Raw genomic sequence first — 21,605 nt, forward strand, 5'->3', positions numbered from 1 at the left:
CTTCAGCGAGTCTTTACACCCACCACCCTAGGTGGTGTCCTCAACACTAGCAACGCGCCCATCAGAAAGAATATCGATGCAGCCCACATGGCAATGGGCAAGCTAGTGCCATCGACGATTCGCCCGCCCAGCATCGCTCCCAGGCCGATCGACATATTAAACGCAAAGGCCATCAAGGCCGTGGCGGCTTCCGTATTCGGCGCGGTGCGTAGAATCCAGGTCTGAATACTCACCGATACACTGCCGAAAACCGCCCCCCAAATCATCAGCAAGATAACGCCGCTTTGCGGTTGAATGCCCAGCAATGGGAAGGCCGCGACAACCAGTAGTAGCAAACTAGGAATGGCCAGCACGGCACGGTACGGGTGGCGCCCGGCAAATACGCCTGCCGCTATATTGCCCAAAATACCCGCTGCGCCGTAAAGCAGCAGCAGGCTGCCCACATGGCGCTGAGAAATACCGCTTATTTCCTGCAGAATAGGGCTAATAAAGGTATAGGCCGCGAAGTGCCCCACCACCACAAACCCCGTTGTGAGCACGGCCACCCGCACGCCACGATTACTTAGCTGCTGCGCTAGCACGCGTAAACGCACCGGCTCTCTCGGCGGCAAAGGGGGTAGCCAGCACCATAGCGCGATGGCCGTTAGCAGGCTGAACCCGCCTAGCGCACCAAAGGCGACTCGCCAGTTGCTAAGATCTCCCAGCAGCGTGCCAAGCGGTACACCCAGTACTGACGCCGCCGCTACGCCACCAAAAATAAGCGTCATCGCCTTCGGCACCTTAGCTTCGGGCACTAGGCGTGGCGCAATACTTCCAGCTACCGCCCAAAATCCACCAATACTCAACCCGACCAGCACGCGCGCGGCAAGCAGCAGTGCAAAGCTGCTTGCCAGCGCCGTCAACACACTGCCCAGCACCATCACCATCATCAGCAGCGTGAGCATGATGCGCCGATCCAAGCGCCCCACGGCTACCGGCAAAAGCGGGGCTGAAAAAGCCGCAATGACGCCGGGCACGGTCACCATTAACCCCGCCGTGCCTGGCGTCACGCCCATCGCCGAGGCCACTTGAGACAATAACCCGATAGGCAACTGCTCAGCGGTCACCAATAAAAAAATGCCGATCATCACGGCCACCACCGCTCTCCACCGCGGCGCTTGTTCCTGCTCCATAGCGACTCTCTCTTACTGCTGCTGACAATATAAGCGTGCCTATCAAACAACACCGCCCTCGTAACCAGAGGCTACGAGGGCGGTATCAGAAACCGAATTACGATTTAACGACCTGCATGTTAAATCGTGGTGTCGGTTTCCGCTTCTTGCGCTGCGAAAGCAGTCTTTTCTTCTTCGGTGATCTCTTTCATCGACAGCTTCACGCGATTGCGGTTGTCAATATCGAGCACTTTCACGATCACGTCATCGCCTTCGTTCAAGAAGTCGCGCACGTTATTAACACGCTCGGCAACGATCTGCGAGATGTGCACCAGACCATCGGTACCCGGCATGATGTTCACAAAGGCGCCGAAGTCAGCAATACGTACGACCTTACCGTTGTACAGCTTGCCAATTTCCGCTTCAGCGGTAATCGCCAATACGGTATCAATGGCTCGCTTCGCGGCGGCTTTGTCTTCCGCGTAAATACGTACGGTGCCATCATCGTCAAGATCGATCGAGGCGCCGGTATCTTCGCAAATTTTGCGAATCGTCGCACCACCTTTACCAATGACATCACGGATTTTGTCAGGATCGATTTTGATCGTCGCCATGGACGGTGCGTTGTCAGAGACATCGGTGCGGCTCTGGCTGATCACGACATTCATTTGCTCAAGAATACTCAGTCGCGCAGCCAGTGCTTGCTGCAGTGCGAGCTCCATAATCTCTTCGTTGATGCCTTCGATCTTAATGTCCATCTGCAGGGCGGTAATGCCCTCTTCAGAACCGGCGACTTTAAAATCCATGTCGCCGAGGTGATCTTCGTCACCCAGGATATCGGTCAATACCGCAAAGCCGTCAGCATCTTTCACCAGGCCCATGGCGATACCGGCTACCGGCGCTTTCAGCGGTACGCCTGCATCCATCAGGGCCAATGAAGAGCCACAGACTGAAGCCATTGAGCTTGAGCCGTTAGACTCGGTGATTTCAGATACTACGCGAATGGTATACGGGAAAACGTCAGCGGAAGGCAGCATTGCCTGAATGCCGCGGCGCGCTAAGCGGCCGTGACCGATTTCGCGACGCTTCGGACCACCCATGAAGCCAGCTTCACCAACGGAATAAGGAGGGAAGTTGTAGTGCAGCATAAAGCGGTCTTTACGCTCGCCTTCTAAAGACTCAATCAGCTGAGAGTCACGCAGCGTGCCCAGCGTGGCAATGGCAATAGCCTGCGTTTCACCGCGAGTAAACACGGCCGACCCATGAGTCTTCGGCAACACACCCACTTCGATGGCTAGCGGGCGCACTGTTTGGTTATCACGGCCGTCAATACGCGGCTCGCCCTTGACCACACGTGAACGCACGACGCGTTTTTCAAGACCCGCGAAAGCACCTTTCACTTCATCTTTAGTAAACTTATCGTTAACGGGCTCGCCTTCAACGGCGACTAGTTGCTCAACCGCCTGATCTTTCAGCGCCGCCAGCGCATCCTGACGCTGCATTTTATCGGTAATGCGGTAAGCATCGCCTACCTTGGCTTCAAAAGCATCGCTCATGGCAGCTTTTAATTCCGCATTTTCTTCAGCGGCCTGCCACTCCCAGCGTGGCTTGCCCGCTTCAGCGACCAGTTCATTGATCGCCGTAATGGCGACCTGCATTTCCTGGTGGCCAAACAGCACGGCGCCGAGCATTTCATCTTCAAGCAGTTCTTTGGCTTCAGACTCAACCATCAATACGGCTTTTTCAGTACCGGCAACGACCATGTCAAGCTCAGAGGTCGCCCGTTCTTCAACCGTCGGGTTGAGGAAGTAGCCCTGCTCTTCATTAAAGCCAACGCGCGCAGCACCGATTGGGCCTTTAAAAGGCACGCCAGAGATGCTCAGCGCCGCAGAGGTACCCAGCAGTGCAGCAATATCCGGATCGTGGTTGCGATCGGTGGAAAGAACGGTACAGACGACCTGTACTTCGTTCATAAAGCCTTTTGGGAACAGCGGGCGAATAGGGCGATCAATCAGACGCGAGGTCAGCGTCTCTTTTTCAGTGGGTCGCCCTTCACGCTTAAAGAAGCCGCCAGGAATTTTACCCACCGCGTAGGTCTTCTCTTGGTAATGTACCGAGAGGGGGAAAAAGGGCTGGCTCGGGTTAGCTTCTTTTCTGGCGACCACGGTACACAGCACGACAGTGTCGTCCATGGTAACCATGACAGCGCCGCTAGCCTGGCGAGCAATACGCCCGGTTTCGAGCGTGACGGTGCTACGACCGTACTGGAACGTTTTCTTTACCGGATTCACAGCGACTTCCTTCAGCATTATCAATATCTACTTGTCTATTCGTTTAGGTCGTTTTGACTCGATACCATTCTAGGCGCTGGAACGCGATAGGGCTACCAGTTCCCTCTTTGGGCAAGCCAAAACATAAAAAAACGGGCAGCTCACAAGGAGCTGCCCGTTGTCACACGGATAAAACTGAGTGCCAGACACTGCCCTTCACAACATCTAAAGCGATCTTATTAGAACACTAACTGCAATCGAGCGGAGAGCGTATCACCATCATCTGGCCCCCTGAAGGAGACAGAGCGATTATGGGTGTCCCAGAGCGTGTAATTAAGCATCACCCGCGCCCAGTCGTTCGGATACCAGTTCAGACCAAGTGTCGTTGCGTCCCCCTCGCCACCGAGATAATTGGGCTCATCGAAAAAATCCAACTCCTGATAGCGGACGGCAAACTGAAATGCCCCCATTCCCCCCGACGAAACCGGGCTCTTGATATTCGGGCTCCGCCAGAGGCCTGATTTACGAGAGTAGCCATGCTGCTCACCCGTTAAAAAATAGCTGGCCTGAACAGCCCAAGCGTCATAGCTCAGGCTCTGACCTCCAGCAACTTCACGCTGATCAACGGTGCGCTGGCCATATTCTGCGGCCGCCGCAAATGAACCCAGCGATGTAGCCAATTCGAGTCCATAAGCAGTGCTCGACTCAGGATCAGTGACAGCACGACTACGAATAGTAACGTTGTCATTGAAATCATCGGCGGCATTGATGTTGTTGGTCACATTACCTGAACTACTATCAAAATCTTCATAGAATCCCCAGCCACCTAAGTGGACCATATCACCACCGCTATGCCAGGGATTCCAGTGGGCTCGGCTCATGTAGGTGGTCGTATCAGAGCGATCGGTGTTGCCGCCGAGCCTGCCATTGGTCACTGCTAAAGATGCATGCCAGTCACGGTTGTTGCCGAATACTTTGCCTTTCACCCCCAGCCCGTATGAGCCACGGTCTGGAGCAACTGCTTCATTAACGAAGTTTCGCTCCATAAACCAAGTATTGTTGGATGAAGTAGCACCATCCATCGTGCGGTCGTCATATTTATTGCCGACATACAGCTCTGCATCTCTTCCGCCCCAGTTAAATAGGCTAGATATATAGGCATCACGCATGCTGACAGAGTTGTTGGACAGGTCGTAGCCCAGCTTGTAACCAACGCGTTCAGATAGCTGACCAGCAAGATCCAATTGCAAGCGCCTTGCCGTTGAGCCGCTGATATTACGATCTTCAAAATCAGAGCCACGCGTGGCCGAGGTGTCAAACTGTAGCCGCCCCCCTATCTCCAGACGACGGCTGCCGTCGGCGCTGATAAATTCGGGCCCACCACCCGACCAGTCAATACGCGACTGGTCAACCTGGGATGCCTCTAGCAATGCGACCTGGCTTTGTAGCTCTGCAATGGCCGCACTATCTCCCGACGCTGTCGCCTCAGCGCTGGGTTGTGTAGACGCCGTGGTTTGGTTCTGCGCTGATGCTACGGGAACTGTATCCCGAGAAGACTCCAGCTGTCCTAAACGGGCCTGCATAGCCTCCAATTGCTGCGCCTGACGAGCCAGCAGCTCAGACTGGCGCGCAATCAGTTCAGCAAGTTCGGCAGGTGTCGCCTCACTGGCCAATGCACTACCACTAAAGACAGGTAAAACAAATAACCCGAGGGTGGCCGCAGATAGCAAGACACTGCGGCCTGAATTAGTTTTATTTAGCATGATTGTCCCATGACCCTTGAGGATCGGATTCTGATTGTTGTTGTGCAAACCGCTCGACTAGCGTGCTCGCGATGCAATATAGCGAGCCGCAAAGGGCGTCATCTGACTGGGGCTGTGTGTCACGCCGGGTAAAACCCAATGCCGCCAATTGAATGTGGTGTTCAAAGACCGGGCTTGGCTTTCACCAAATTCAAAATAGTGGCGAGTTCGTTCCACGCGAGTCTCGCCCTGCGCATTGGTCTCAGGCGTCTGGCGCATAACAGTGTGAAGTGTGGCCGTATCCGCTCCACCTGCCAGCAACAGCATCGGCTGAGAAAAAAAAGCTTCTATCGCGGTGGCATTCAGCATCGGTACACCACCGGTCCCATACGGCCACGCAATCGTCTCATCAGGCATCGTGTACCAGCCTGCTGCACCGACGATAATTTCCTCTACATTAGACTCGGGCATGAACATTGCGAAGCGATGGGCTACCTGTGCACCGGCGCCGTGGCCATACAGATAATAGGTTTCACGATTACTATGGCTGCGGTGCGTTCTGAAGTCAGCAAACACTCTCTCAACAAGAGTGAAGACCCACTGATCTGGCGGGTTCATCTCCTCTAACTGAGTAAAACCACGCGCTTGCTCTGCTGACCCGGCCTTGAATACGTTACCCAAGTTGAAACCATTTCCGCCTGGATAGGCCTGCGCGCTAAACCGAGGCACCAAGACCATCAGCCCCTCACGCTCAGCAAGTTCGGCCCAGTTGTCACGATACTCCTTCGCGTTGCGTCGCAGCCCGTGCAGAATGAGAACTATCGGCGTATCCGACGTATAGTTGCTCGGCTGATAGTAATAGACCCCCACCTCCTGGCGTGTAGAGGGGTCTTCAAATACATAGCGCCCAGCACCGGCCTCCAGGCTTGCCACGCGCTCATTAGCGGCGACCGTCGACAATGGCAGGCACAGCACCATTAATGCGAACCATAGGATTCTCATTTTTGCTCTCTTATTTTATTTATTCAGATGTGGATAGCCTTGCTCAGAACCTTCTACCTGGCGTGTACAAATCACGGTTACACGCGCGCCTAGCAGCGCAGGCCGACAGTCGAACTGCGCTGGCAGTAGACAACTCACTCAACCAGACTTGGGTCTTAGCGCGTTAGCGGCGGTTGTACTCGGCTACCGTGTCTTCGGCGACCTGCTGCAAAAAAGCCGCCGTATCTTCATCGATACGGCCGTAATAGGTGTACGGATTACCGACGACCGATTTGTCGTAGAGTGTGGCAAACACGGTGGCGGCGGCTAGATAGGTGCCTTCTGGAGAGGGGTGGCTGCCATCGTAATCAACATGCAAGGCCAACTCTGGGCGTTGCTCGTAGGAATTTTGAAAAGCAAGACCAACGGGAATCACCGGGGCGCCGATCTCATTACCCACAGAGGTATATAGCTCTTCGATCTTATCGATCATGCCAGCATCGTAACTATCATGATCTTCACTGTAGGCAGGCGTCATGTAAAGGACGGTCTCTGCCCCCGTCGCCTCAATGGCATTATGATGCCGCAGAACAGCATCACGAAATTCCTGCTGCTGCTCGTCGCTCAATGCAGCCGCGCTGTGCCCCTGAAGGACAACAACATCAAACGGGTTAGGAAACCCCAAGGCCCCTGGGAACAGATAGTTTTTGACTTCGTGCTGCGATAAAGAAGCGCCTGAAATGGTCACAGACTTGCTCTTGAGCTGATCGGCAGTGTCCGGGTAGGCGGCTTCCGCCATACGCTTAACGTAGTTGTGCAGGCTATTGTTGTAGTACTGATAACTATTGCCTACATAGAGGATTTGCTGCGGGTTTGGTGAGCCAAGGGCATTGGACTGTGTTTCGTCTTCAGCTTCGGCCATGGCTGAAACTGGGAGTAGCGCGGTTATGGCGAGAATGCCAATGCTGGCGAGGGATGTTTTCATTGGTGTTAGTTCCATCCAAGGAGTCGTTTGTAAAATCTAAGGCGTATTAAGTCCAGGCACCTCAGTACCTCACAAATACTTTAGCAAACTACATTCCGCTCACTGCTTTACTTCTTTATTTCAAACAGTTAAAAATTTCGCACGCGACAAAAGTCGAAAGGCCCAGACCCACCGATGGATGGAAATCCGCACAATTAAAATAGACGTTTGTGCAGATTTCCGCTCACTGACACTTGTACTCAATGGCCTATCCACCAACGCAAAACGGGCAGCTCACAAGGAGCTGCCCGTTTCTCAATCTTTGCCAGTAATGCTTAGCGGCGAAGACCTAAACGCTGAATCAGAGACTGATAGCGTTCGAAATCTTTACGCTTTAGGTAGTCCAGCAGCTTACGACGCTGGTTAACCATGCGGATCAGACCACGACGTGAGTGGTGATCCTGCTTGTTGGTCTTGAAGTGATCCTGCAGGCCATTGATGTTGGCGCTCAGCAGTGCAACCTGCACTTCAGGGGAACCCGTATCGTTATCGCCGCGGCCGTATTCGGTGACGATCTCGGCCTTCTTCTCAGCGGTTAAAGCCATCTGTATCTCCAGTAAGCAATATGCCTAAAAATGAATGGGTGAGACCACGCATATTTGCAGTCTCAATCTGCTATTTGCGACTTACAATTTACGAATTGCAATGCTCGCCTTACGTTCTTGCTCGTACTATTTTCGTCTTACTATCTTCGTCTTACCATTTTTACGTAGACGGCGGCATCCTTGCAACGCTGTTTACGAGATAGCGACGGTACTTAACAGTCGCTTAGGCGCCACTTCCTGGGCGCCTTTCACTACACCAAGGCCGATAAACGTCTCGGCATAATAAAGTCTGGCTACGTCGTCCGGCCCTAAGGCGCCGGTTTCGAGCGTAACGGGCTGGCCATAGGCCAAACGCGAATGCGCGATGTCATCGACCGTTAATGACGGCAGGTGATTGACCAACACATCCACCGGCATTAGCTCAGCTTCTAAAGCGGCTTGATCGGCCAACGCTTCTAGCGCCTCTAGTGTCCACATTGCATCGGCTAAAAAAGGCCCTGTTTTAAGCCTTCTTAACTGACTAATGTGCGCACCACAGCCCAGTGCCTGGCCAATATCTTCGGCTAACGTGCGGATGTAAGTGCCTTTACTGCAGCTTACTTCCAGCTCAAAAGCGGTGCCGTCAAACGATAATAGGCGCGCATCATACACGCTTACTCGCCGCGCTGCACGCTCTACGTGCTTGCCTTCGCGGGCCAGCTCATAAAGCTTTTTTCCCTGATGCTTGAGAGCAGAATACATGGGCGGCACTTGGTCAATCTCACCACGAAAGCGTGTTAGCACTGCTTCCACGTCATCAATGGTTAAACTGGGTACGTCATGCTGCGCGATAATCCTGCCTTCTGCATCGCCGGTATCGGTCATCACACCCAGCTCTACACGAGTGCGATATACCTTATCGGCTTCCAGCAAGTGCGATGAAAACTTGGTGGCTTCGCCTAAGCAAATCGGCAACAAGCCGGTTGCCATCGGATCTAACGTGCCCGTATGACCGGCTTTTTGGGCCTGAAACAAACGGCGAACACGCTGCAACGCATGATTGCTGGAAAGCCCTTTGGGCTTATCCAGCAGCAGTACGCCGTTAACCGGCAAGCCGCGACGTTGACGTGCCACTAGCGAGTTTCCTCACTTTGCTCGGCGTCTGGGTCACTGTCCTGATAATCGCCATCGCTATCGTCTTGATAGCGCGCGCGGTCAGTCGTCACCGCCTCATCAATTAATGAAGAGAGATGCTGACCCCGAACCACGCTTTCATCGAAATGAAAGCGTAGCTCCGGGACATGACGCAGCTTGATACGCTTAGCAATTTGGCTTCTTAGAAAACCAGCGGCACGTTTAAGCACCTGGAGATTCTCTTTAATACGCTCAGGCTCCTGCTCACCCAGCAGGGTGACATACACATCGGAGTAGCCAAGGTCGCGGCTAACGGTGACACCGCTTACCGTGACCATGCCTAAGCGCGGGTCTTTCACTTCGCGTTGAATAAGTACCGCCAGCTCCTTTTGGAGCTGGTCGGCTACCCGGTCGGTACGCTTAAATTCGCGCATGGTTAGCTCCTCGTAACCTTACAGGCTACGCTCGACCTTCACTTGGTCGAAGACTTCAATCTTGTCACCGACTTGAACATCGTTGTAGTTCTTCACGCCGATGCCACACTCCATACCGTTGCGCACTTCTTGTACATCATCTTTGAAGCGACGCAGCGATTCGAGTTCACCTTCGTAAATAACGACGTCATCACGCAGTACGCGAATCTTCTTATTACGATGTACGCTGCCTTCAATAACCATACAGCCAGCAATCGCGCCAATCTTCGGTGCACGGAATACATCGCGCACTTCAGCAATACCCACGATTTCTTCTTTCCACTCAGGTGCGAGCATACCGCTCATCGCCTGTTTGACCTCATCGATCAAGTGGTAGATGACGCTGTAGTAGCGCAGATCCAAGCCTTCACGCTCGATAATCTCGCGGGCAGCGGCGTCAGCACGGACGTTAAAGCCAACAACGATGGCTTCAGATGCTAGCGCCAAGTTGGCATCGGTACCGGTGATACCACCAACACCCGAGGACACCACGGCCACTTCAACTTCTTCCGTCGAGAGCTCTTCCAAGGCACCTTTGATCGCTTCCAGTGAACCTTGAACGTCGGCTTTGAGGACGATGTTGACCTTGGCCACTTCGTCTTGGCCCATCTGGCTGAACATGTTCTCCAGCTTGGCCTTCTGCTGACGCGCTAGGCGCACTTCGCGGTATTTGCCTTGACGGAAGTTAGCGACTTCACGCGCTTTCTTCTCGTCCGCGACAACCATAAAGTCGTCACCGGCATCCGGCGTACCGCCCAAGCCTTGAATCTCGACCGGCATGGCCGGGCCAACCGCATCAACTTGCTGGGCAAGTTCGTTGGTCAGTGCACGCACTCGGCCGTAGTGCAGGCCAGCAAGAACGATATCGCCCTTTTTAAGCGTGCCGTTCTGAACCAGTACAGTAGCGACCGGGCCACGACCTTTATCAAGGCGTGACTCAACGACAACACCTTTACCCGGTGCGGAAGGCACGGCTTTTAGCTCAAGCACTTCGGAGGCCAGCTGAATCGCTTCCAGCAGCTCTTCCATACCTTCACCGGTCTTGGCAGACACGTGAATAAACTGCGTGTCACCGCCCCACTCTTCAGAGATAACGCCGTGCTGGGAAAGCTCATTCTTAATGCGATCCAGATCGATGCCTTGCTTATCAATCTTATTGACCGCGACGACCATCGGTACGCCAGCAGCTTTGGAGTGTTCAATCGCCTCAACGGTTTGCGGCATAACGCCGTCGTCCGCTGCGACCACGAGAATCACGACGTCCGTTGCCTTGGCACCACGGGCACGCATAGCGGTAAACGCTGCGTGGCCAGGAGTATCCAGGAAGGTCACACCGCCGTGGTTATCTTCCACATGGTAGGCACCGATGTGCTGCGTAATACCACCCGCTTCACCGGTTGCGACCTTCGCTTTACGGATATAATCCAGCAGCGAGGTTTTACCGTGGTCAACGTGACCCATTACGGTAACGACGGGCGAACGCGTAATCTCTTCGCCTTCATAGGAGATGCCTTCCAGCATTTCCGTTTCCAGCGCATCATCTTTGACTAGCTTCGGCGTATGGCCCATCTCTTCTACCACGATCGCTGCTGTATCTTGATCAATGGTTTGGTTGATGGTGACCGCCGCGCCCATGTTAAACATGGCCTTGATGACTTCGTTGGCCTTGATCGACATTTTGTCGGCCAATTCCGCCACGCTGATAGACTCAGGGATCGATACTTCACGCACGATCGGCTGGGTCGGCTTTTGGAAAGCGTGCTTGCCATTGCCGGTCTGGTTGCCACCACGGCGACCACCGCGACGCTGCTCGGCACGTTTTACTTTCTTGCCCGCGCCACCGCGTTTACGCTCTTCTCGATCACCACGATCTTCATCGTCACGACGACCTTTCTTAGCTGCCGCTTTCTTAGGCGGAGCAGTACGACGGTCAGTGCGGCCTTCTTTCGGCGGCGCTGGCGGCATATCTTCACCCGACGGTGCATCGTCGATTTCAAGATTAGGCACTTCGATATCAGGCGTCGCCGGCGCTTTCGCTGCAGCAGGTGCTTTCGGCTTAGCGTCAGCAGCCTTCTTACTAGCAGCTTCTTCAGTGGCTTTAGCTGCCTGGGCTTTCTGCGCAGCGGCTTTCTCTTCAGCTTGGCGAGCGTCCAACACTTTACGCTCAGCTTCGGCTTCAGCCATATCGCCTACCAGCTGGCGCGGGCCCGTGTAGCTTGGCTCGGCAGCTTTCGGCTTTTCATTTTCAGCGCTTTTAACGTAAGTTTTCTTTTTACGTACCTGCACTTCGATGGTTTTACCGCGCTCGCCGGTATTGATGCGGCTGCGTGTTTTACGCGTCAGCGTGATGCGGTTTTTACCTGCCTCGGCCGTATCGCTACCGCCATGGCTTTTCTGCAAAAAACTCAACAGCTTTTGCTTATCTTCTTCAGATACAGCATCGCTTTCAGAAGCGTGCTTCAAACCCGCTTCTTTCATTTGCTCTAATAGGCGGGGCGCATCACGGCCCACCTTTACTGCGAAATCTTTAACTGTCATATCTGACATAGTGACCCTCCTCAGCCCGAGACCTGTTTACTGTGTGTTCGAATCCGATGCGTCATCGACTTCAAACCAGGGCGCACGGGCAGTCATGATCAATGCCGCTGCGCGCGCTTCGTCCAACTCCTCGATATCGACCAGATCGTCGACAGACTGCTCGGCGAGATCTTCCATGGTAACAATGCCGCGACTGGCCAGAATGAAGGCCAGATGGCGCTCCATGCCATCCATTTCCAGCAGATCGGCCGCTGGTTGGGCACCGTCTAGCGCTTCTTCCGAGGCAATCGCCATCGTCAGCAGCTCGTCTTTCGCACGTGCACGAAGTTCCTCGACCAAATCCTCATCAAACTCTTCGATTTCGAGCATTTCTTCCAGCGGCACGTAGGCGACTTCTTCTAGGGTTGTGAACCCTTCTTCCACCAACAGGCGGGCAACGTCTTCATCCACTTCAAGGTGCTGGACAAAAGAGTCGACCAGGCTATCAATTTCTTGATCGCGCTTGGTCTCAGCTTCTTCTTCGGTCATGACATTGATACGCCAGCCGGTTAGCTCTGAGGCCAAACGCACGTTCTGACCACTACGGCCAATGGCCTGGGCAAGATTATCTTGCGCCACCGCCACATCCATCGCGTGGGCGTCTTCATCCACCAGGATCGACCCAACGTCAGCCGGCGCCATGGCGTTGATCACCAATTGAGCGGGATTGTCGTCCCAAAGCACGATATCGACACGCTCATTTTGCAGTTCAGATGAAACGGCTTGAACGCGTGAACCGCGCATGCCGACACAGGCACCCACGGGATCAATGCGGCGGTCATTCGTTTTTACCGCAATTTTAGCGCGTGAACCGGGATCGCGCGCAGCCCCTTTGATCTCAATTAGCTGCTCAGCGATCTCAGGCACTTCAATTTTGAACAGTTCAATAATGAACTCAGGACATGTGCGTGAAAGCTGAAGCTGTGCACCGCGAGCCTCAGGATCCACTTTAACTAACAGCGCACGCACCCGCTCGTTCATGCGGTAGCGTTCGCCGTGAATCATTTCATTGCGCGGTAAAAATGCTTCAGCATTTTCGCCCAAATCAATGATTAGGCCATCTCGAGTGGTCTTTTTAACAATACCGGCAACCAGCTCGCCCTCACGATCAGCGTACTGACGCACCACTTCTGCACGCTCAGCCTCGCGCACTTTTTGCACGATCACTTGCTTGGCGGTTTGCGCAGCAATACGGCCAAAAGACGCGCTTTCAATGCTTTTTTCAACCACGTCGCCTAGCTTAAGCGGCGGGTCACGCTGCTCGGCGATGGTCTCTTTAATTTCGTAATCAGGCGTTTCGAATTCGTCATCTTCCACGACTGTCCAGAAGCGGAAGGTTTCGTATTCGCCGGTGCGGCGGTCAATATGCACGCGCACATTGGCTTCTTCTTTATCAAAACGCTTGCGTGACGCGCTCGCAAGAGCGGCTTCTACCGCTGCGAAGATGACATCACGCGGGACGCCCTTCTCATTGGAGATCGCGTCAACGACCATTAAAATTTCTTTACTCATGCGTATGCCTCGCCAGAAAACCTATCCTTATGTGCATCACCCCGGCAGCCTGCCGGCAGCGCCGCCACTCGGTCAATTGTCGAACTGCGGTACAATGTGAGCAGAATCAATACTTTCAATTGGAAAGCAGTACTCTTCGCTATCCAGCTGTAGCAGCACCTCATCTCCCTCAACACCCACCAGCAGCCCTTGATACTTGCGCCGCCCATCAAAGGCAGTGCGCAGTTTCAGCGCGACGTGGTGACCTTGAAAGCGGGTAAACTGATCCAGGGAATACAAGGGACGTGCCATGCCTGGCGAGGAAACTTCCAGCCGATACTCACCGGCAATGGGGTCTTCTACATCCATGACGGCACTGACCTGGCGGCTAATATCTGCGCAATTTTCCACGCTGACGCCATTCTCGCTTTCGATATAAATCACCAGCCGCGAGTTTTTGCCCTGGGAAAGATGGTCAATGCCCCATAGCTCAAAGCCCATGGCGGCAACGACAGGTTCGATCAGCGCATGAAGCGCAGCGTGTTTAGTGGCCACAGACAAAGCTCCTATAGCCGTTGAGTCAGACACCTGGCCAGGAGTTATAAGAAAAGCGAGGTGACTGATTGGCGTTACTCGGAAATGTGCCTCCGGCAACCCGGGCGGCATCCGCTTTAAAGCACTCTTGTTCGCAAAAGCGCCGGCTAACCAAAAGCTACTAACAAAAAGCCCCTTCACTGGAAGGGGCTTTTTAAAAGAAACCTTGGGTACCATCTTAACAACATGCGGCCGGGTTAAACCTGCCAAGTCTGACTGCATTCAAATAACAACATGAGAAAACAATCTATCCTATTTACATGCTACTAGAAAATGGTAGCGGGGACCGGATTTGAACCGATGACCTTCGGGTTATGAGCCCGACGAGCTACCAGACTGCTCCACCCCGCATCAATCTAGGTCGACGATAATAGACACTTAATCTACTTACGTCAAGAACTACTTGCTCCAAGAACCACTTACTTGAAACTGCCTTTTCCGACTCAGGCACCAAACTGTGCACTCTGAGAACAAAACAGACATTCTGGGAAGCTGATAAATCAGCCTAACAGATGGTGCCGAAGGCGGGACTTGAACCCGCACGACCATACGGTCACTACCCCCTCAAGATAGCGTGTCTACCAATTCCACCACTTCGGCATCAGGGGAGGCTAAAGAAACGTTTGCTGCTAAGTCATCAACCACTTAGTCGCTGCTTTCCTCTAGCACTGGCGCGGTATTATCCACACCTGCAGGCCTATCGTCAAGCGTTGGCACGCTTTGCTGCTGCTCGATCAAACGCGAGTCTGGGATGCCTGCTTCCGGTGCTTGGCCAGCCTGGGTAGCAAAGTAAGCTAACGCCATTGAGGTGACGAAAAACCCGGCAGCAAGCAGCCCCGTCGCACGCGACAAAAAGTTGCCGCTACCGCGCGAGCCGAAGACCGTTTGCGACGCACCGCCTCCGAAGGCAGCACCGGCTTCGGCACCTTTACCCTGCTGAAGCAGAATGAGTACCACTAGGGCGATCGCAATCACCACATGGATCATAAGTATTGCAACTTGCATGGCGTTATCCTGCTGACTGACAAAGGGCATAAAAATCATCGATCTTAAGTGAGGCTCCGCCCACTAGACCGCCGTCTATATCCGGCTGAGCAAGCAGCTCCGCCGCATTACTTGCATTCATACTGCCGCCGTATAACAGCCGCAGCTGCTCGGCGAGCGTTTTATCAAAACCGGCCTGGTAGGCGCGAATGCCCGCCATCACCTCTTGTGCCTGCTCAGGCGACGCCGTGCGCCCCGTACCAATTGCCCAAACGGGCTCGTAGGCAATGACTACCTGCTGGCGCTGATCGGGCTCTAAACGCGACATCACATGCCCGACCTGACGAAGCACGACATCCATCGTACGCCCTGCATCGCGCTCTTCAAGAGACTCACCCACGCAGAGAATCGGCGTAAGCTCGACATTTAAGGCTGCCAGCAGACGGGCAAAAATCTGCTCGTCGCTTTCTTTATAGAGCTGGCGGCGCTCCGAATGTCCTACCAACACATAGGACACCGCAAATTCTTTGAGCATACGACCACTGACTTCACCGGTATGTGCCCCTGAGTGAAGAGGGTTCAATGTTTGCGCGCCTAGTGCCAGCACTGTTCCTTCGAACGCATGACGCGCCGCATCCAAATAAGGAAACGGCGGAATAATAACGACATCTACATTCGCTGGCGACACGGCGGCGGAGAAGGCTTGACCGAACTCATTGATCAACGCCACGGAACCGTTCATTTTCCAGTTACCGGCAATTAAAGGCGTACGCATCGACTGTCCTCACTCAAGGTGGAGCGAAATGGTATAGGAGCGGCCTTATCAAGACAACCGCTGTTACAAGCACAGACTCAGTTTACAGCACCATTAATCCAGTAAAGCCTTCACCTGAGCGGCCAGGTCGTTCGCCAATCGATCCACATCCAGATGGGCACGACCCTCTACCATCACGCGAATTAAAGGCTCTGTACCGGAAGGCCGGAGCAATACGCGACCCTCATCACCCAACGCCTGCTCCAATGCAGCAACCGCTTGCTGAAGCGGCGCCGATGCCATCACTTCTTTGGCATTGGTATCAGCGGGCAGGCGCACGTTGACGAGCGCTTGCGGGACTTTTTCTAGCTCTCTTAACAGCGTTGGCAGGCTCTTTTGCTCTCGCATCATCAGCGCCAACACTTGCAGCGCCGATACGATACCGTCGCCGGTCGTTTGCACATGGCCGCAGACAATATGCCCCGAAGACTCGCCGCCCAGCTCCCAGCCATTCGTGGCCATGCGCTCCATCACAAAGCGATCACCGACGTTAGCACGCTCAAAGGGTATGCCTAGCTTATCTAGCGCCATGGCTAATCCAAAATTGGACATCAGAGTGCCAACAACACCCCCTTCGAGCAAACCGCGCTCGTGGCGGTCTCGGGCAATAAGATAAAGAATATCATCGCCATCAATTTCACGACCGTCAGCGTCGACCAACAGCAAGCGGTCGCCGTCGCCATCAAACGCAATGCCCAAATCAGCACTCTGCTGAATGACCGCCGCACGCAGCGCAGCAGGATGCGTTGAACCCACCAGCTGATTAATGTTTAGCCCGTTAGGCGAGGCGCCAATCGTCGAGACGTCAGCTCCTAACTCACGGAAAACATTGGGTGCGATATGATAAGTAGCGCCGTGAGCACAGTCCAACACGACTTTCAGGCCATGCAGGCTCAGCCGGTCGGGAAGCGTCGATTTGCAAAATTCAATATAGCGGCCCGCCGCGTCATCAATACGCGTTGCCTTACCCAGCTGAGCGGCCTCCGCCGTGGTTAATGGCGCCTCTAGCATCGCCTCAATACGATCTTCCGTTTCATCAGGCAGCTTTTTGCCTTCTGCCGAGAAGAACTTGATGCCGTTGTCATCAAAAGGATTATGCGATGCTGAAATAACAATTCCCGCATCCGCACGAAACGTGCGGGTTAGGTAGGCAATACCCGGCGTTGGCATGGGCCCCAGCAGCGACACATCGACTCCCGCGGCAGAAAGCCCTGCCTCAAGCGCGGACTCAAACATATAGCCAGAGATACGCGTGTCTTTACCGATGAGCACTCGCGTTCGGCCCTTATCACGGCGCAGCACCTGACCGACGGCCCACCCCAGCTTGAGCATAAAATCAGCGGTAATGGGGGCTTTACCCACGGTGCCGCGAATACCATCCGTACCAAAATAGCGCCTTGTCATGCACCAAACCCCTTAATCATAGACAGCTCAAACGGTGGCTCGCAGCCTTCTTGCAGCACCGCCCAGGTCATATTGACCGCATCAACCGTTGCAGCGACATCATGCACGCGAAGAATATTCGCACCCCGCTCCACTGCCATCGCCGCCAGCGCCACGCCGCCAAACAGGCGTTCTTCTACCGGGCGGCCCAATACCTTGCCAATCATGCTTTTGCGTGACATACCCACCAACAGCGGAAGCCCCAGTGCCTGAAGAGACGCCATGTACTTCAGCAAGCGCAAGTTGTGCTCAACGGTCTTTCCAAAACCAAAGCCCGGGTCGATTAACAGTCTATTCCGACGCAGACCGGCCGCTTCACACTCGGCCACTCGCCGCGCCAAATACTCGGCCACTTCGACCTCAACAGGCTGCTGATAATTCGGCGCCTGCTGCATATCCTGAGGCTCGCCCTGGCGATGCATCAAACACACCGGCAAGCCACTGCCCAGCGCCGCCAACAGCGCTCCTTCGCGCTCTAACGCACGTACGTCGTTAATCATCCCGGCGCCCAGCCCACTTGCCTCCCGCATCACGGCCGGGCAGCTGGTATCCACAGAGACCAGCGCATCCAGCTCGCGCACCAAGCGCTCTACCACTGGAGCCACTCGATCCAACTCCTCTTGGGAGCCAATCGCTAGAGCGCCGGGGCGTGTCGATTCGCCACCGACATCAATGATCGCCGCCCCCTCTGCCAGCATCTGCTCGGCATGCCGTAACGCGTCATCTAGCGCCACGTGCTGCCCGCCATCGGAAAAAGAGTCCGGCGTCACATTTAGTATACCCATCACACGCGGGAAGGATAAATCCAGCAGATGACGCCCACAGCGCAGCTGTGAATCACTGCCAGCGACGCGCTGAGGATATGTGTCCAAAGTTGATTTCATGCTGCAGCCTAGTCAAGAAGAAAAACGTGGCAGTCGTATGTGCACAGCATAACAAAAAAGGCGCCCCTTGACGGGGCGCCTTTTGGCTCATTCAACGCTGTCACTATGGCCCTGCCGGACCGCCCAGCGGGTCTGAGGGGCGACGGCGCGGCGTATCGTCGTCATCCTCTTCAGCATCGCTGTCAGGTGGGCCAGAAGCAACGTTATCTCCGGCCTGAACGTTAGACTTTTCACCACCGGCAGGCGTGCCGCCGCCCGGCGAGTCGCCATCATTCCAACCTTCCGGCGGACGCGGATCGCGGCCTTCCATGATGTCCTTCAACTGCGAGGCATCAATAGTTTCATACTTCATCAGCGCCTCAGCCATCGCATCAAGCTTATCGCGATTATCGGCCAAGATTTGACGTGCCTGCTCATAGCAGTCATCAATAATTTTGCGCACTTCTTTATCAAGACGCGTGGTGGTATCGCCAGACTTCATCTTGCCACCACCCTGACCTGGGCCACCAAGGAACTGATGCGACTCGTCCTCGTCATACATGATCGGCCCCATGGCGTCCGACAAACCCCACTTAGCGACCATATTATGCGCCAGCTCGGTAGCACGCTTGATGTCGTTAGAGGCACCGGTAGTCACACCGTTCGGGCCTAGCGTCATCTCTTCAGCAATACGACCACCAAACAGCGAGCAAATCTGGCCCAAAATTTGTTGGCGTGAAAGGCTATAGCGATCTTCCTCAGGCAAGAACATCGTCACGCCCAGCGCTCGGCCACGGGGGATAATCGTCACCTTGTAAACCGGGTCATGAGACGGCACGACCAAACCAATAATGGCGTGACCGGCTTCATGGTAAGCCGTATTGAGCTTTTCTTTATCGGTCATAACCATCGATTTGCGCTCAGCGCCCATCATGATCTTGTCCTTGGCCAGCTCAAGCTCTTCCATGCTGACAACACGCTTGTTACGGCGCGCAGCAAACAGTGCAGACTCGTTGACCAGGTTAGCTAAATCGGCCCCGGAGAAACCCGGCGTACCGCGAGCAATCAGCTGTGGCTTAACATCATCGGCAAGCGGCACTTTGCGCAGGTGAACACCCAAAATATGCTCACGACCACGAATATCTGGCAAGCCCACGGTTACCTGACGGTCAAAGCGACCTGGACGCATCAGTGCGGGGTCAAGCACGTCTGGACGGTTGGTGGCCGCAATCACGATGATGCCTTCGTTAGCTTCAAAGCCATCCATCTCGACCAGCAGCTGGTTCAACGTCTGCTCACGCTCGTCGTTACCACCACCCATACCGGTACCACGCGAGCGGCCCACGGCATCGATTTCATCGATAAAGATAATGCACGGCGCCTGCTTCTTAGCCTGCTCGAACATGTCGCGTACTCGAGACGCACCTACGCCGACGAACATTTCAACAAAGTCAGAGCCTGAGATAGAGAAGAAAGGCACTTTGGCTTCGCCTGCAATCGACTTTGCCAGCAGCGTTTTACCGGTACCCGGCGGCCCCACCATCAGCACGCCGCGCGGAATCATACCGCCTAGGCGCTGAAACTTAGTCGGATCACGCAGAAAGTCGACCAGCTCTTCCACTTCTTCTTTGGCTTCATCACAACCCGCCACATCGGCAAAGGTCGTTTTAATCTGATCCTGAGAGAGCAGCTTAGCCTTTGATTTACCAAAGCTCATTGGGCCGCCTTTACCACCGCCGGCCCCACCCTGCATTTGGCGCATAAAGAACATGAAGATGCCCAAAATCAGCAGAATCGGGAAGCTAGCGATCAGCAGGCGCGTCCAGATGCTTTGCTGCTCTGGCGCCTTACCCACAACCGTGACGTTATTGCTTAGCAGGTCGTCCATCAGCTTAGGGTCTTCCGCCGAAGGGCGAATCGTCTGAAACTCAGAGCCGTCCGTACGCTCACCGCTGATGGTGTAACCATCAATCGTCACGCTACGCACCTGCTGGTTTTGCACCTGCTGCACAAATTGGGAATAATTTGTGCTTTGCGGTGCGCTTTCCGTACTGAAATTATTGAACACTGTCAGTAAGACGGCCGCGATGACCAACCACAGAATCAGGTTCTTCGCCATATCATTCAAGGGGCTACCCTCATTACAAGAATCCGTCAGTTAAACCCTGATGCCAAATAAACGCTGCCGTTAAGACCGCACATCAGCATCAAGTACTCAACCATTGCCAAAGCGTGTTCTGCCTCGGGCCATCTGTGTCACGCGCATTGGCTGCGTCTAATGTGACACGCATTGCATTTGCCTGTCTGGCAATTGCGCTAATAAATCTTGGCTATGAACCACGCGGTTATTTGCCCCTGTCATAAGAACGCTCACAAGGTCAGCTACCCGCGAAAACCTTCTGCCAGGAAATACACCTCACGAGAGCGCGCCCGCGACGCATCTGGCTTTCTAGTCACCACTTTGCTGAAGCTACCGCGCAGCTCCTTCAAGTAGGCGTCAAACCCCTCACCTTGGAATACCTTCGCTAAAAACCGACCACCGGGTGACAGCGTTTCGCGCGCCAGCTCTAATGCCAGCTCCACTAAATATATCCCCTGGGGCTGATCTATCGCAGCCATCCCACTCATATTGGGGGCCATGTCTGACATCACAAGGTCTACACGACGATTATCGAGGCGTTTTAGTATCGCTTCAAGCACCGCCTCTTCTGTGAAATCGCCCTGGATAAAGTCTACACCGGCCAAGGCGTCCATCTCCAGAATATCGGAGGCGATAACAATACCCTCAGGCCCTACTTTCTCCGCAGCAATCTGGCTCCAGCCTCCGGGCGCAGCGCCCAAATCGATCACCGTCATACCGGGACGCAGTAGCTTATCCTTTTCATCCAACTCAAGCAGCTTGTAGCTAGCGCGAGAACGATACCCATCCTGCCAGCTCTGCTTGACGTACTGGTCGTCAAAATGCTCCTTCTTCCAGTTATTACTAGTCTTGCTTACTGAATGCTTACGACTTGGGGGCTTTTGCTGCATGTGAAAATCTAACACTAGAATAAGAGAGGGGCGCGTTTACGCGATCGCTTTCACTCGATGGCGTTTCACCGTAAGATGGTGCGTTAAGCGCTAACCGGGATACCGCAAGATACCATGAGCTTGTCACAGGCACAAAAGAAAGCATTTCGTAGCATTGGCCACCACCTTAACCCTGTGGTCACCGTTTCTGAGAACGGCGTCTCCGAAAATTTGCTAGCAGAACTTAACCGCGCGCTCACCGATCACGAACTGATCAAAGTGAAGCTCGCCCTTCCTGAACGTGATGAACGTGCTGCCATGGTAGCCGAACTGATCACCAACAGCCGTGCTGACCTTGTGCAAACCATTGGTAAAATGGCCCTGCTTTATCGCAGGAATCCACAGGTAAATCCGAAGCTGTCTAATGTCACCCGCTTTGAGAACCACCACGGTCGCTATTAATCACGAAACGGGCAGTGCGTTAAATTGACGCGCCGCTGGCTATGTTTGAAAAAATATAGTTCGTAAAGA

At 54.2% G+C, this 21,605-nt stretch carries 18 protein-coding genes and 2 tRNA genes; 1 reads left to right on the forward strand and 19 read right to left on the reverse strand.

Translation table 11 applies throughout. The features are described from left to right. Positions 1-2 precede the first annotated feature (2 nt). The 19 genes from ACT3RP_RS16010 to rlmE all read right to left on the reverse strand — a co-directional run bounded on the left by ACT3RP_RS16010 (position 3) and on the right by rlmE (position 21,095). Complete coding sequence (locus tag ACT3RP_RS16010) at positions 3-1,172, reverse strand: MFS transporter (RefSeq protein WP_441685320.1); 1,170 nt, start codon at positions 1,170-1,172, stop codon at positions 3-5. Between the two features lie 119 nt (positions 1,173-1,291). Further along, on the reverse strand, positions 1,292-3,460 hold the full coding sequence (gene pnp / locus ACT3RP_RS16015; protein WP_444625810.1) for a polyribonucleotide nucleotidyltransferase: 2,169 nt from the start codon (positions 3,458-3,460) through the stop codon (positions 1,292-1,294). A 200-nt stretch (positions 3,461-3,660) separates the two neighbouring features. Then, positions 3,661-5,184, reverse strand: coding sequence for a porin (locus ACT3RP_RS16020; protein WP_483394148.1), 1,524 nt, complete (start codon positions 5,182-5,184; stop codon positions 3,661-3,663). A gap of 57 nt (positions 5,185-5,241) precedes the next feature. Next, positions 5,242-6,165: a hypothetical protein gene (locus ACT3RP_RS16025; protein WP_483394149.1), complete on the reverse strand. Its 924-nt coding sequence runs from the start codon at positions 6,163-6,165 to the stop codon at positions 5,242-5,244. Between the two features lie 163 nt (positions 6,166-6,328). Continuing rightward, on the reverse strand, positions 6,329-7,129 hold the full coding sequence (locus tag ACT3RP_RS16030; protein ID WP_483394150.1) for a DUF4886 domain-containing protein: 801 nt from the start codon (positions 7,127-7,129) through the stop codon (positions 6,329-6,331). Between the two features lie 314 nt (positions 7,130-7,443). Further along, positions 7,444-7,713 (reverse strand): 30S ribosomal protein S15, encoded by a 270-nt coding sequence (rpsO, locus tag ACT3RP_RS16035; protein WP_007111823.1) that lies wholly within the window; start codon positions 7,711-7,713, stop codon positions 7,444-7,446. A 192-nt stretch (positions 7,714-7,905) separates the two neighbouring features. Next, complete coding sequence (gene truB / locus ACT3RP_RS16040; protein WP_444625808.1) at positions 7,906-8,826, reverse strand: tRNA pseudouridine(55) synthase TruB; 921 nt, start codon at positions 8,824-8,826, stop codon at positions 7,906-7,908. Continuing rightward, positions 8,826-9,260, reverse strand: coding sequence for a 30S ribosome-binding factor RbfA (gene rbfA / locus ACT3RP_RS16045; RefSeq protein WP_441685309.1), 435 nt, complete (start codon positions 9,258-9,260; stop codon positions 8,826-8,828). The genes truB and rbfA overlap by 1 nt, the downstream gene beginning before the upstream one ends. 18 nt (positions 9,261-9,278) lie before the next feature. Next, positions 9,279-11,846, reverse strand: a complete 2,568-nt coding sequence (infB, locus tag ACT3RP_RS16050; RefSeq protein ID WP_441685308.1) for a translation initiation factor IF-2 — start codon at positions 11,844-11,846, stop codon at positions 9,279-9,281. 27 nt (positions 11,847-11,873) lie between these two features. Further along, the gene (nusA, locus tag ACT3RP_RS16055) at positions 11,874-13,388 is read right to left on the reverse strand and encodes a transcription termination factor NusA (protein WP_096276231.1); all 1,515 of its coding nucleotides are present in this window, start codon (positions 13,386-13,388) and stop codon (positions 11,874-11,876) included. Positions 13,389-13,460: 72 nt separating this feature from the next. Continuing rightward, positions 13,461-13,922: a ribosome maturation factor RimP gene (gene rimP, locus ACT3RP_RS16060; protein ID WP_096276233.1), complete on the reverse strand. Its 462-nt coding sequence runs from the start codon at positions 13,920-13,922 to the stop codon at positions 13,461-13,463. A 313-nt stretch (positions 13,923-14,235) separates the two neighbouring features. After that, positions 14,236-14,312 (reverse strand) — tRNA-Met (locus tag ACT3RP_RS16065). Positions 14,313-14,474: 162 nt separating this feature from the next. Continuing rightward, positions 14,475-14,561 (reverse strand) — tRNA-Leu (locus tag ACT3RP_RS16070). Positions 14,562-14,606: 45 nt separating this feature from the next. Next, on the reverse strand, positions 14,607-14,966 hold the full coding sequence (gene secG, locus ACT3RP_RS16075; protein ID WP_483394151.1) for a preprotein translocase subunit SecG: 360 nt from the start codon (positions 14,964-14,966) through the stop codon (positions 14,607-14,609). A gap of 4 nt (positions 14,967-14,970) precedes the next feature. Continuing rightward, on the reverse strand, positions 14,971-15,720 hold the full coding sequence (tpiA, locus tag ACT3RP_RS16080) for a triose-phosphate isomerase (RefSeq protein WP_483394152.1): 750 nt from the start codon (positions 15,718-15,720) through the stop codon (positions 14,971-14,973). Between the two features lie 93 nt (positions 15,721-15,813). Next, positions 15,814-17,163, reverse strand: a complete 1,350-nt coding sequence (gene glmM, locus ACT3RP_RS16085; RefSeq protein WP_483394153.1) for a phosphoglucosamine mutase — start codon at positions 17,161-17,163, stop codon at positions 15,814-15,816. Then, positions 17,160-18,086, reverse strand: coding sequence for a dihydropteroate synthase (gene folP / locus ACT3RP_RS16090; RefSeq protein WP_483394154.1), 927 nt, complete (start codon positions 18,084-18,086; stop codon positions 17,160-17,162). Before folP ends, glmM begins: the two co-directional genes overlap by 4 nt. 103 nt (positions 18,087-18,189) lie before the next feature. Next, entirely contained in the window at positions 18,190-20,193 is a 2,004-nt protein-coding gene (gene ftsH / locus ACT3RP_RS16095) for an ATP-dependent zinc metalloprotease FtsH (RefSeq protein WP_096276243.1), read from the reverse strand. A 254-nt stretch (positions 20,194-20,447) separates the two neighbouring features. Next, the gene (gene rlmE, locus ACT3RP_RS16100) at positions 20,448-21,095 is read right to left on the reverse strand and encodes a 23S rRNA (uridine(2552)-2'-O)-methyltransferase RlmE (RefSeq protein ID WP_096276245.1); all 648 of its coding nucleotides are present in this window, start codon (positions 21,093-21,095) and stop codon (positions 20,448-20,450) included. A gap of 114 nt (positions 21,096-21,209) precedes the next feature. Between rlmE and yhbY the strand changes: the two genes are divergently transcribed. Further along, on the forward strand, positions 21,210-21,536 hold the full coding sequence (yhbY, locus tag ACT3RP_RS16105) for a ribosome assembly RNA-binding protein YhbY (RefSeq protein WP_096276247.1): 327 nt from the start codon (positions 21,210-21,212) through the stop codon (positions 21,534-21,536). The last annotated feature ends 69 nt before the right edge of the window (positions 21,537-21,605 follow it).

The organism is Halomonas sp. AOP5-B2-8 (assembly GCF_052376475.1).
Lineage (GTDB): Bacteria > Pseudomonadota > Gammaproteobacteria > Pseudomonadales > Halomonadaceae > Vreelandella > Vreelandella casei.